Source organism: Candidatus Planktophila versatilis (assembly GCF_002288345.1).
GTDB classification, from domain to species: domain Bacteria; phylum Actinomycetota; class Actinomycetes; order Nanopelagicales; family Nanopelagicaceae; genus Planktophila; species Planktophila versatilis_A.
The window spans coordinates 1,135,334-1,147,380 of sequence record NZ_CP016781.1 but is presented as its reverse complement, the minus strand read 5'-3'; the positions used below and the strand labels follow the sequence as shown (position 1 = coordinate 1,147,380).

The 12,047-nt window shown below is 48.4% G+C and carries 11 protein-coding genes; all 11 read left to right on the top strand.

What is annotated here, in order from left to right; genetic code table 11:
• Window positions 1-144 precede the first annotated feature (144 nt).
• Genes fbaA through purM form a run of 11 tightly spaced genes read left to right on the top strand, consistent with a single transcriptional unit; the run spans window position 145 to window position 12,045 of the window.
• The gene (fbaA, locus tag A1sIIB142_RS05955) at window positions 145-1,179 is read left to right on the top strand and encodes a class II fructose-bisphosphate aldolase (protein ID WP_095685082.1); all 1,035 of its coding nucleotides are present in this window, start codon (window positions 145-147) and stop codon (window positions 1,177-1,179) included.
• A 32-nt stretch (window positions 1,180-1,211) separates the two neighbouring features.
• On the top strand, window positions 1,212-2,495 hold the full coding sequence (locus tag A1sIIB142_RS05950; protein WP_095694018.1) for an adenylosuccinate synthase: 1,284 nt from the start codon (window positions 1,212-1,214) through the stop codon (window positions 2,493-2,495).
• 3 nt (window positions 2,496-2,498) lie between these two features.
• Entirely contained in the window at window positions 2,499-3,743 is a 1,245-nt protein-coding gene (gene purD, locus A1sIIB142_RS05945; RefSeq protein WP_095694017.1) for a phosphoribosylamine--glycine ligase, read from the top strand.
• The gene (gene purB / locus A1sIIB142_RS05940; protein ID WP_095694016.1) at window positions 3,744-5,165 is read left to right on the top strand and encodes an adenylosuccinate lyase; all 1,422 of its coding nucleotides are present in this window, start codon (window positions 3,744-3,746) and stop codon (window positions 5,163-5,165) included.
• Window positions 5,162-6,043 (top strand): phosphoribosylaminoimidazolesuccinocarboxamide synthase, encoded by an 882-nt coding sequence (locus tag A1sIIB142_RS05935; RefSeq protein WP_095694015.1) that lies wholly within the window; start codon window positions 5,162-5,164, stop codon window positions 6,041-6,043. The genes purB and A1sIIB142_RS05935 overlap by 4 nt, the downstream gene beginning before the upstream one ends.
• Window positions 6,044-6,064: 21 nt before the next feature.
• Window positions 6,065-6,310, top strand: a complete 246-nt coding sequence (purS, locus tag A1sIIB142_RS05930; RefSeq protein WP_095685078.1) for a phosphoribosylformylglycinamidine synthase subunit PurS — start codon at window positions 6,065-6,067, stop codon at window positions 6,308-6,310.
• A gap of 5 nt (window positions 6,311-6,315) precedes the next feature.
• On the top strand, window positions 6,316-6,984 hold the full coding sequence (gene purQ, locus A1sIIB142_RS05925) for a phosphoribosylformylglycinamidine synthase subunit PurQ (RefSeq protein WP_095694014.1): 669 nt from the start codon (window positions 6,316-6,318) through the stop codon (window positions 6,982-6,984).
• On the top strand, window positions 6,984-9,215 hold the full coding sequence (gene purL, locus A1sIIB142_RS05920; protein WP_095694013.1) for a phosphoribosylformylglycinamidine synthase subunit PurL: 2,232 nt from the start codon (window positions 6,984-6,986) through the stop codon (window positions 9,213-9,215). Before purQ ends, purL begins: the two co-directional genes overlap by 1 nt.
• A 6-nt stretch (window positions 9,216-9,221) precedes the next feature.
• Window positions 9,222-9,518 carry a sterol carrier family protein gene (locus A1sIIB142_RS05915; RefSeq protein ID WP_095694012.1) on the top strand — a complete coding sequence of 99 codons (297 nt, stop codon included), beginning with the start codon at window positions 9,222-9,224 and terminating at the stop codon, window positions 9,516-9,518.
• The gene (gene purF / locus A1sIIB142_RS05910) at window positions 9,515-10,987 is read left to right on the top strand and encodes an amidophosphoribosyltransferase (RefSeq protein ID WP_095694011.1); all 1,473 of its coding nucleotides are present in this window, start codon (window positions 9,515-9,517) and stop codon (window positions 10,985-10,987) included. Before A1sIIB142_RS05915 ends, purF begins: the two co-directional genes overlap by 4 nt.
• On the top strand, window positions 10,987-12,045 hold the full coding sequence (gene purM / locus A1sIIB142_RS05905; protein ID WP_095694010.1) for a phosphoribosylformylglycinamidine cyclo-ligase: 1,059 nt from the start codon (window positions 10,987-10,989) through the stop codon (window positions 12,043-12,045). The genes purF and purM overlap by 1 nt, the downstream gene beginning before the upstream one ends.
• Window positions 12,046-12,047: the final 2 nt, after the last annotated feature.

Genomic DNA, 12,047 nt, shown 5'->3' with positions numbered 1-12,047 from the left:
CCGCCTGCAGCTGCTCCCGCGTAGTAAGTGAGTCGATTTTTCTTACGCGGGGGTAGGTGGTTGGATTAGGCGTAAGCCTGACAAAGACCCAGTGCCGCGTCGATGCGTTTACACCAGTTCTACTCACTCACTTGGGAGCCTCAGATGCCAATAGCAACCCCTGAAGTTTATGCAGCAATGTTAGACCGCGCGAAAGCGGGATCATTTGCTTATCCAGCAATCAACGTTTCCTCGTCACAAACAATCATCGGAGCAATTCGTGGTTTCGCCGAAGCAGAATCCGATGGAATTATTCAATTTTCTTGGGGCGGAGCTGAATACGCATCCGGTTCAACGGTAAAGCACATGGTTGATGGCGCAGTAGCGCTAGCAGAGTTCGCCCATGTGGTGGCCAAGAATTACAAAGTAAATATTGGTATTCACACAGATCACTGCCCAGCAGAGAAGCTAGATGGATTCATGCGTCCACTTCTTGAATTCGGTGCGCAGCGCATCAAGGAAGGCAAGCAGCCTCTATTTAACTCACATATGTGGGATGGCTCAGCTGTTGATATGCCAGAGAATATGAAGGTCGCTCGCGAACTTCTTGATAAATCTGTTGCTGCTCGCACCGTGCTTGAAATTGAAATTGGCGTTGTGGGCGGAGAAGAAGATGGTATTGAGGCAAAGCATGATGCAAAGCTCTACTCAACTCCAGAAGATGCCCTCCTCACTATTGAAACTTTAGGCACAGATGCAAAAGCTCGTTACATGGTGGCAGCAACATTTGGAAATGTGCACGGTGTATATAAGCCAGGAAATGTTGTATTGCAGCCAAAGATTCTAAAGACTTTGCAAGAGGCAGTTGCGGCCAAACTTGGTTTACCTGCCGGAAGTAAGCCTATGGATCTCGTCTTTCATGGTGGGTCTGGCTCACTACTTTCAGAGATTCGCGAGTCACTTGATTACGGCGTGATTAAGATGAATGTTGATACCGATACCCAGTACGCATTTACCCGTCCGGTCGTTGATCACATCATGAAGAACTACGACGGAGTCTTAAAGATTGACGGCGAAGTTGGAAATAAGAAGGCCTATGACCCACGTGCGTGGGGCAAAGCGGCAGAAGCGGGAATCGCAGCACGCGTTGGCGTAGCATGTGAAGACCTTCGCTCTACCGGAACATCACTACTTAAATAACAACCTAACAACGAGTCGGAAAGGCTTTATCCATGCCTGCATTAGTACTGCTGGGAGCTCAGTGGGGCGATGAGGGCAAGGGTAAAGCTACCGACTTGTTGGGCGATCGCGTTGATTACGTTGTTCGCTATCAAGGTGGAAACAATGCAGGTCACACAGTTGTTATCGGTGATCAGAAGTACGCCTTGCACCTCCTGCCTTCTGGAATTCTTTCGCCCAATGTAATTCCAGTTATTGCCAATGGTGTTGTTATTGACCCAGGTGTGTTACTTGAAGAAATTAAAGGACTTACCGAACGCGGAATTGATTGCAGCAAGTTAGTTATATCAACGAACGCACACCTGATTACTCCTTACCACCGCACCATCGATAAAGTCTCCGAGCGTTTTCTAGGTAAATCAAAGATTGGTACAACTGGTCGTGGAATTGGTCCGGCCTATGCTGACAAGATCAACCGCATTGGAATTCGTGTACAAGACCTATTTGATCCATCAATTCTTCGTCAGAAGCTAGAAGCAGCGCTACGCGATAAGAACCAAGTTCTTATCAAGGTTTTCAACCGGAAAGATATCGAAGTTGATGAAGTATTAGAAGAGTATTTACGTTACGCCGAGATTTTGCGCCCTTACGTCGCAGATACTGTGTTGCTGCTTGATAACGCGCTCAAAGCTGGCAAACGAGTACTTCTTGAAGGTTCGCAAGGAACGCTCCTTGATGTCGATCATGGAACCTACCCATTTGTTACTTCATCTAACCCAACTGCGGGCGGTGCATGTACAGGATCAGGAATCGGACCAACAAAGATTGATCGTGTGATTGGAATTGTTAAGGCTTACACAACTCGCGTTGGGTCAGGCCCATTTCCAACAGAACTCTTCGATGAACATGGTGAGAAGCTACGCACTATTGGTGGCGAAGTCGGAGTCACAACGGGGCGTGCACGTCGATGCGGTTGGTATGACGCTCCTATTGCCCGCTATGCGGTTCGAGTAAACGGACTTACCGATTTCTTTCTCACCAAACTCGATGTCTTAACTGGCTGGGAACAAATTCCAGTCTGTGTTGCATATGAGATCGATGGTAAGCGCGTTGAAGAACTACCTGCTTCACAAACAGATTTCCACCATGCAAAACCAATTTATGAATATCTTCCAGGATGGAAAGAAGATATCTCGGGCGCTAAGAAAAAGAGTGACCTGCCTAAGAACGCGCAGGATTACGTGAGCTTCCTGGAAAAGATTTCTGGTGCACCAATGAGCGCCATCGGCGTTGGTCCCGGGCGCACTCAAACAATTGTCGTGAAGGATTTCATCTAAGCCATGAAAATCCTCCTAGTCGGAAGCGGCGGCCGTGAGCACGCACTCGCACTAGGACTACAGGCAGATACAGCATGTACCGAACTCCATGTCGCACCAGGAAATCCTGGCATTGCAACTATTGCCACAATTCATCCAGTTGCTGTGACAGATAATGATGCAATCTGCGAGTTAGCTACGAAGTTAGAAGTTGATTTAGTAGTCATTGGCCCAGAAGTTCCACTTGTTAATGGTGTTGCAGATGTATTGCGCAGCGCTGGTTTTGCCGTCTTTGGTCCCTCAAAGGCCGCAGCGCAACTTGAAGGTTCTAAAGATTTCGCAAAAGGGGTCATGCGCGATGCTGGAGTTCCCACTGCGCATAGTTTTACCTGCACAAAGCAATCAGAGATAGAGATAGCACTCGACAATTTTGGTGCGCCCTATGTTGTTAAAGATGATGGCCTTGCCGCAGGTAAGGGAGTGGTGGTCACCAGTGATCGCGATGTCGCACTGGCGCATGCGCTTACATGCACCCGTGTTGTTATTGAAGAATATTTAGCTGGCCCAGAAATTTCACTCTTTGGAATTTCAGATGGCCGAAACATTTTACCGATGCAACCTGCGCAAGATTTCAAACGCGCCTTCGATGGAGATCTGGGACCAAACACCGGAGGCATGGGGGCATATTCGCCACTTGCATGGGCACCGGATGACATCGTTGAAGAAACCTATGAGAAAGTATTAGCGCCCATGATTGCCGAGATGGCAGCGCGTGGGACTCCCTTTGTGGGGCTGCTCTATGCCGGGTTAGCGCTGACCGATGATGGAATCCGAGTGATTGAATTTAATGCTCGTTTTGGAGATCCGGAAACACAAGTACTTATTCCACGATTGGTAACACCGCTGGCCACACTTCTCTATAAGGCTGCTACCGATGATCTAGATGATGAAGTTCTGCACTGGCGTGATGAAAGCGCCGTCACTGTTGTACTTGCAGCTGGCGGATATCCGGAATCACCAAAGACGGGTGGAGTCATCACTGTAAATCCGGCAGTTGAGAAAACCCAGATTTTTCACTCTGGCACAACACAGAACGGAGCATCGCTACTCTCAAGTGGCGGCCGGGTGCTGACAATTACCGGAATGGGCGCTGATCTCACCGAAGCTCGGGACCGCGCATATCGAGTCATCTCACAGATTGCACTCGAAGGCTCTTTCTACCGCAGCGATATCGCACTTAATGCGTCGGTGGCAGAGAAGGGCAATTAAATGGAGGAGAATGCACCAGTGAGCGTATTAGCTGATCGTTATGCATCCGCCGAGATGCGCAAAGTCTTTGCGCCCGAAGAAAAAATCATTGCTGAACGCAAACTCTGGATTGCAGTTGCCAAAGCGCAAGCAAAGCTGGGGCACGCTATAGCAGACTCAGTAATTGCAGATTATGAAAAAGTAATCTCAAAGGTCGATTTAGCGTCTATCGATGCCCGCGAGAAGATCACTCGCCACGATGTCAAAGCCCGTATCGAAGAATTTAACGCACTAGCTGGCCACGAAGCAATCCATGCCGGAATGACCAGTCGTGATCTGACCGAAAATATTGAAGCACTTCAAGTTCGCAATGGACTTTCGATTGTTCACAATAAGACAGTCGCACTCCTTGCCGCACTTGCTGCAAAAGCTGCGCTGTACTCGGACCAACCCATCGCTGGGCGCTCCCATAATGTTCCAGCCCAAATTACAACTCTCGGTAAGCGTTTTGCATCGGCGGCTGAAGAACTTCTCTTTGCATATGAACGACTTGTCTCACTTCAAGATCGATATCCGATGCGCGGAATTAAAGGTCCGGTTGGAACTGCGCAAGATTCTATTGATCTCCTGGGTTCAACAGAGGCACATCAGAAACTGGAATCTGCTATCGCAGCTGAACTTGGTTTCAACCGGGTATTAGATTCAACCGGTCAGGTCTATCCGCGCTCACTTGATTACGATGTAGTAACAACTCTTGTTCAAATTGCGGCTTCTCCTTCCTCTCTTGCTACATCTATTCGACTGATGGCTGGTGCTGAACTTGTCACTGAAGGCTTTAGGGCTGGACAAGTGGGCTCATCTGCCATGCCACACAAGATGAATACCCGTTCATGTGAACGAGTAAATGGGCTAACTGTCATTCTTCGTGGATATGCATCGATGGTCTCTGAACTCGCTGGCAATCAATGGAATGAAGGCGATGTTTCATGCAGCGTTGTTCGCCGAGTGGCCTTACCTGATGCGTTCTATGCCATCGATGGGCTACTTGAAACCATGCTCACAGTCCTGAATGAGTTTGGTGCATTCCCGGCCATTATTGCGGCAGAACTAGAAAGATACTTACCATTTTTGGCAACAACAAAGATTTTGATGGCGTCTGTGAAAGCAGGAGTCGGTCGCGAAGTTGCTCACGAAGTGATTAAGGAACATGCAGTTTCGGCAGCACTAGGAATGCGCGAAGGAAAGCAAAATAATTTCCTTGATGCGATTGCACAAGATAATCGGATTCCGTTCGACAGAGCAGCACTCGATGCACTCATTGGTAATCCACTTGAATTTACTGGCGATGCTCGCCAACAAGTTGCTCGAGTTGTAAGTCGCATTGAGGCGATTTCATCCGCGCACCCTGCCGCTGCGCAGTACAAGCCCGGCTCTATTCGGTGAGCGGCTTCGGTGTAGCTGGCCCGCCGCCAGCACCATCGATTGAGGGTTGGAACCACCTTCGCACCGGAAAAGTCCGCGACTTGTATAGCAATGATTCTGGGGAAATTCTTCTTGTGGCATCTGATCGCATTTCAGCTTTTGATTGGGTATTGCCAACAACTATTCCCAATAAGGGTGCGATCCTGACTCAGCTCTCACTCTTCTGGTTTGAATTACTTGCCGACATCGTTCCTAACCATGTCATCTCTGATGAGGTACCCGAGTCTGTTGCAGATCGCGCAGTTATTGTGCAACCGCTTGAAATGTTTGCTATTGAATGTGTGGCCCGTGGATATCTGACCGGCAGCGGGCTGGTGGAATACAACACCAACCAAGAAGTGTGTGGAAATCCACTTCCAGCAGGGTTATTAGATGGTTCAGCGCTCCCAGTAAGCATTTTCACACCAGCAACAAAGGCTGAAGTAGGCGATCACGACATCAATATAGATTTCCAGAGCGCGAGCAAAATAGTCGGGGCAGAAGCGGCCGAAGATCTTCGCCGGCTTACTCTTGCTCTCTATGACACTGCAGCCGATTTCGCACGCGGGCGGGGCATCATTTTGGCAGATACTAAATTTGAATTTGGAATTAATATGGCGGGAGAAATTACACTAGGAGATGAAGCTCTCACTCCAGATTCATCAAGATTTTGGGAATCTGATGGTTGGGCTCCTGGAAAATCACAACCATCTTTTGATAAACAATTTGTACGCGATTGGTTGACTTCTAGTGGCTGGGATAAGAAATCTCCTCCACCAGAGCTACCAGCAGAAATCGTTGCGAAGACAGCAGAACGTTATCAAGATGCATATGAACGAATTACCGGCAGCAAGTTCTAAGCGAAAACTAGGGAGATAAAAATGGCAAAGATCGTGGTAGATGTGATGTTAAAGCCTGAAATTCTTGACCCACAAGGTAAGGCTGTTGCTGCTGCCCTTCCACGACTTGGATTTAGTTTTGCCAAAGATGTCAGACAAGGAAAGCGATTTGAAATAGAGGTAGATGGAGACCCAACGCCAGCACAGTTGGCTGAAGTTGAAAAGGCTGCCGAAAAATTGTTATCAAATCCAGTCATTGAAAACTTCACAGTGCGAGTGGAAAAGTAAGAGTTATGAAAATAGGTGTTGTTACTTTTCCAGGAACTCTCGATGATCGAGATGCGGCTCGCGCAGTTCGTCATGCAGGCGGTGAAGCTATCTCTTTGTGGCATAACGACGCCGATTTAAAAGGAGTAGATGCGGTTATTCTTCCCGGCGGTTTTTCTTATGGTGACTATCTTCGCTGTGGTGCTATCTCGCGCTTTTCTCCAGTGATGGAGCCCATTATTGATGCAGCTAATGGCGGGATGCCTCTTCTGGGTATTTGTAACGGCTTTCAGGTACTTGCTGAAGCACATTTGATTCCAGGGGCACTTACACGTAATCACGAGCTACATTTCTTATGTCGAGATCAGAAACTTAGGATTGAAAATACAAACACTGCATGGACTTCTTCCTATACCCAAGGTCAAGAAATTTTGATCCCGCTAAAAAATGGCGAAGGCGCATATATGTGCGATGACAAGACCCTGGCAGAGCTAGAAGGTGAAGGTCGCATCATTGCTCGATATGTGGGTGAGAATCCAAATGGATCTCGCAATCTCATTGCCGGTATCACTAATGCACGCGGAAATGTTGTTGGTCTGATGCCCCACCCAGAACATGCAATTGATTCACTGACCGGACCATCAGCAGATGGTTTGGGCTTCTTTACTTCAGTACTGAAAACTTTGGTGGGCTAATGGCACTTGATACCGTTGCTATTGCCCAGGCGAATCCAGATGCAGTACAACCTTTTGCAGAACTTGGGTTAAAGCCCGATGAGTATGCAAGTATTAAAAAGATTCTAGGACGGCGCCCCACTTCCTCAGAGCTAGCCATGTATTCGGTGATGTGGTCTGAACATTGTTCATATAAATCATCAAAAGTTCACTTGAGGCAATTTGGTGAGAAGGCAGTTAAGAGTGATGCGCTCTTGGTTGGTATTGGTGAAAATGCTGGCGTTGTCGATGTCGGACAAGGCTATGCCGTGACTTTCAAAATTGAATCTCATAACCACCCATCATTTATCGAGCCATACCAAGGCGCTGCCACCGGTGTGGGTGGAATCGTGCGTGACATTCTGACAATGGGTGCACGCCCAATTGCCATCATGGATCCACTTCGTTTTGGACCAGCAGATGCGCCAGATACTCGTCGCGTGCTACCTGGAATCATTGCTGGTGTTGGTGGATATGGAAACTGCTTAGGGCTACCAAATATTGGTGGCGAAGTTGTCTTTGATGAAACATATGTAGGAAACCCATTGGTCAATGCCCTTTGTGTGGGCGTCATGAAACATAGTGACATTAAGCTCGCAAAAGCAGCCGGTGCCGGCAATCTCGTAGTTCTTTACGGTGCGAAAACCGGCGGTGATGGAATCGGTGGCGTATCTGTACTTGCATCAGAGACATTTGAATCTAAGGGACCAGCAAAGCGTCCGGCAGTTCAGGTGGGCGATCCCTTTGTTGAAAAAGTATTGATTGAATGTTCACTTGAGATATTTGCTGAAGATCTCGTTGTTGGAATTCAAGATTTGGGTGGTGCGGGACTCTCGTGTGCAACTTCAGAGCTTGCATCCGGTGGTTCAGGTGGCATGAAAGTGCAGTTAGATAAAGTTCCGCTGCGCGATCCATCACTTTCACCAGAAGAGATCTTGATGTCTGAATCACAAGAGCGGATGTGCGCAATTGTGGAGCCAAGCAAGATTGCACGTTTCCTTGAAATCTGTGAGAAATGGGATGTCACAGTTAATGTCATTGGTGAGGTCACCGATGGCAAACACCTTGAAATTACCTGGAATGGCGAACTCATTGTCGATGTTCCACCTCGCACAGTTGCCCATGATGGTCCGGTCTATCAGCGACCACTGGCACAACCTGCCTATATTGATGCGGTTGCCAAGGAAGTAATCAACGTTCCCATTCCATCAACGGCAGATGAAATCAAAGCTACCGTTTTGAAGTTGGCAGCAACTCCAAACTTGGCAGATAAATCTTGGGTCACCAATCAATATGATCGTTATGTTCAGGGAAATACCATTCAATCGCAACCTGATGATTCCGGAATGGTGCGTATTGATGAGAAGACTCACTTGGGTGTGGCAGTTGCAACAGATGCCAACGCCAATTGGTCATATTTAAATCCTTATCAGGGTGCGAAGTTAGCCCTTGCTGAAGCAGCACGAAATATTGCAACTGCAGGTGCTAAACCACTTGCGGTGACCAACTGTCTTAACTTTGGTTCACCGGAAGATCCAGGTGTGATGTGGCAATTTGCCGAATCTGTACGCGGGTTAGCAGATGGATGTTTAGAGATGGGACTACCTATTACCGGTGGAAACGTCTCGTTTTATAACCAGACGGGATCTGTTGCAATCCTTCCTACCCCAGTCATTGGTGTACTTGGTGTCATTGATGATGTGCGCACGCGCACACCGATGTCATTTGATCGCGCTGGCCTTGATCTCTATCTCCTTGGTGAAACAAAGGAGGACTTGGCTGGAAGTGAATGGGCATATCTGCATAATCAACGTGGAGGTATTGCACCGGTTGCAGATCTTCAACGCGAAATGCGTCTGATAGAACTTCTTGTGGCTGGTCGCACAAAGAAGTTATTTACTGCAGCTCATGACTTAAGCCAGGGCGGCTTAGCCGCAACGCTGACCGAAATGGTGCTGCGCCATCACGTAGGTGCAACAATCCAATTGGAGAACGTTGGAATTGCACTGTTGAGTGAGAGCCCAGGTCGCGTTGTTGTGGCAATTGATCCTGCCCAAACCAATGCACTCACAAGTGAGGCAGCTGCGCAGAAGATTGCACTGATAAAGATTGGTGTGACTGGTGGAGATGCCTTGGTTATCAATCAGGCGTCAATTTCACTTAGTGAACTACACACCGCACACACGCAAACATTTCCGAAGTTGTTTGGCTAATCAGCTATGCGCGACCCACTTGTTCTTCAAGAAGTAAAAGCAACGCTTGCACTTCTGACCGAACGCTCGCCAGGGCGTGCGATAGAAGTGCGGGTTCCTCCCTACGCTGCGGTGCAATGCGGTGAAGGCCCCACACATACGCGAGGTACTCCAGCAAATGTCATTGAAATGGATGCCCAGACCTGGCTCGCACTCGCACATGGAGAGCGCACCTGGGCCGATGCGATGGCGGCAGGTTTGATTACTGCCTCAGGTGTTCGAGCGGACCTCACTTCACTTCTACCGCTTAAGATTGCGCCATGAGCCGGCGCCCAGATGGATTGTTAAATCACAATCTGCTCGATGCTGACCTTGGACCACAAGATGCCTGTGGTGTTTTCGGAGTATGGGCACCGGGTGAAGAGGTAGCAAAGCTCACCTTCTATGGTCTGTATGCACTTCAACATCGCGGACAAGAATCAGCAGGTATCGCAACATCTGACGGTGAAAGAATCTTGATTTATAAGGATATGGGTCTTGTTTCCCAGGTATTTACTGAGACCGACCTAGCTTCACTTGTTGGCAATCTTGCCATTGGTCATTGTCGTTACAGCACAACCGGATCTAGTACCTGGGTAAATGCCCAGCCCACACTTCGACCAACGAAGTATGGAACGTTAGCTCTTGCACATAATGGAAATCTGACAAATACCGGCTCACTTGCTGAGATTGTGCAAAAGTTAGAGACCAACCTTTCAAAGAATGAACGCGGTGCCACAACAGATACTGAAATTATGACCGCCCTGATTGGTCTGCAAGATGAGAATAATGTGGAGGCAAGTGCGCTTGCAGTCTTGCCAAAACTTGAAGGTGCATTCTCACTCGTCTTTATGGATGAACACACCTTGTATGCAGCTCGTGATCGCCATGGTGTTCGACCACTTGTAATTGGCAAACTCGAACGCGGTTGGGTAGTTGCATCTGAATCTGCCGCCCTAGACATTGTCGGTGCCGCATTTGTTCGCGAAGTTGAACCCGGTGAATTTCTTGCAATCAATGAAGATGGAATTCGTTCGCAGATGTGGGCAACACCTGATCCCAAAGGCTGCATTTTTGAATATGTCTATCTAGCTCGTCCTGACACAACAATTGCTGGCCAGGGTATCCACGCTGTGCGCGGACGTATTGGTCAGCGCTTAGCCATCGAGGCTCCGGTGGATGCAGATCTTGTTATTCCAGTTCCTGAATCTGGAACACCAGCAGCAATTGGTTATGCAAAGCAATCTGGAATTCCCTATGGCCTTGGCCTTGTGAAAAACTCCTATGTGGGGCGCACATTTATCCAGCCATCACAGACAATTCGCCAGCTTGGAATTCGTTTAAAGCTCAATCCACTCCGCGAAATCATTGAAGGTAAGCGCATCATCGTTGTCGATGACTCAATTGTCCGTGGAAATACCCAACGCGCACTTATTCGCATGTTGCGCGAAGCAGGAGCCCTAGAAATCCATGTTCGCATCTCTTCCCCACCTGTGAAATGGCCCTGCTTCTATGGCATTGATTTTGCTACTCGCGCCGAACTCATTGCTAGTGGTTTAGAAGTCGAAGAAATTCGCCGCTCCATCGGCGCCGATTCACTTGCCTATGTCTCTGAGGCAGGCCTGATTGAAGCCACAAATGTCGCCGAAGATAAGTTATGCACTGCCTGTTTCTCCGGTGTATACCCCATTGCAATTCCAACAGATATGTCTGAAGGAAAGATGCGCCTAGAAATAACAGAGGTTCATAAGTAGTGGCAACATATAAAGATGCCGGTGTTGATATTGATGCTGGAGATCGCGCAGTTGAATTAATGAAGGCATCTATTGCTCGCGCTTCACGCCCAGAGGTAATGGGTAACATTGGCGGATTTGCTGGACTCTTCGATGCATCTGCGCTCAAAGGCATGAAGCAGCCACTTCTTGCAACATCGACAGATGGCGTTGGCACAAAGACTGAGATTGCTCGCCAATTAGGAAAGTACGACACCATTGGTGAAGACCTAGTTGCGATGGTTGTTGATGACCTTGTTGTTTGCGGGGCAGAACCCCTATTTATGACTGACTACATTGCGGTCGGTAAAGTAATTCCGGAACGGATTGCAGATATCGTCGCCGGAATAGCACGCGGATGTCAGAAGTCAGGAACCGCCCTGATTGGTGGTGAAACTGCTGAACACCCTGGCCTACTTGATGAAGATGAGTTTGATATTGCAGGCGCGGCAACCGGTGTGGTCGATGCCGAGAAACAATTGGGAGCAGAGAGAGTCAAGAGCGGTGATTTGATCATCGCAATGCCGGCAAGTGGCTTTCATGCAAATGGGTATTCACTGATTCGCCACATTCTGAGCTCACAGAAACTTGATCTCAATAAGAAGTATGAAGGATTAAATGCCACGCTGGGAGAAGTCTTGCTGACTCCCACTGAAATTTACACACTTGATTGTTTAGCGCTGATTAAGGCTCAAGGAGAAAAGTTGCGCACCTTTAGCCACATCACTGGTGGGGGAATAGCCGATAACACTGCGCGCGTTATTCCAGCCGGGTTACGTGCGCGATATGACCGGTCTACTTGGTCACTACCTATAGCAACACGTTTCTTGGCAGATAGTGCATTGGTGCCGCAAGCAGATATGGAACGCACCTGGAATTGCGGCATCGGCATGAGTGCCATCGTTGATCCAGCCATTGGTGATCTGGTTATTCGCTCCCTAGCAGCTCGTGGAATGTCGGCCTGGATTGCGGGAGTCGTTGAGCCTGCTCAAGATAATGATGCCCCACGTTCATACTTGGTCTCTGAGTACAAAGGATAAAT

Coding starts and splice junctions, on each gene's coding strand:
- fbaA (WP_095685082.1), top strand. CDS start 145: ATGCCAATAGCAACCCCTGAAGTTTATGCAGCAATGTTAGACCGCGCG.
- A1sIIB142_RS05950 (WP_095694018.1), top strand. CDS start 1,212: ATGCCTGCATTAGTACTGCTGGGAGCTCAGTGGGGCGATGAGGGCAAG.
- purD (WP_095694017.1), top strand. CDS start 2,499: ATGAAAATCCTCCTAGTCGGAAGCGGCGGCCGTGAGCACGCACTCGCA.
- purB (WP_095694016.1), top strand. CDS start 3,744: ATGGAGGAGAATGCACCAGTGAGCGTATTAGCTGATCGTTATGCATCC.
- purS (WP_095685078.1), top strand. CDS start 6,065: ATGGCAAAGATCGTGGTAGATGTGATGTTAAAGCCTGAAATTCTTGAC.
- purQ (WP_095694014.1), top strand. CDS start 6,316: ATGAAAATAGGTGTTGTTACTTTTCCAGGAACTCTCGATGATCGAGAT.
- purL (WP_095694013.1), top strand. CDS start 6,984: ATGGCACTTGATACCGTTGCTATTGCCCAGGCGAATCCAGATGCAGTA.
- A1sIIB142_RS05915 (WP_095694012.1), top strand. CDS start 9,222: ATGCGCGACCCACTTGTTCTTCAAGAAGTAAAAGCAACGCTTGCACTT.
- purF (WP_095694011.1), top strand. CDS start 9,515: ATGAGCCGGCGCCCAGATGGATTGTTAAATCACAATCTGCTCGATGCT.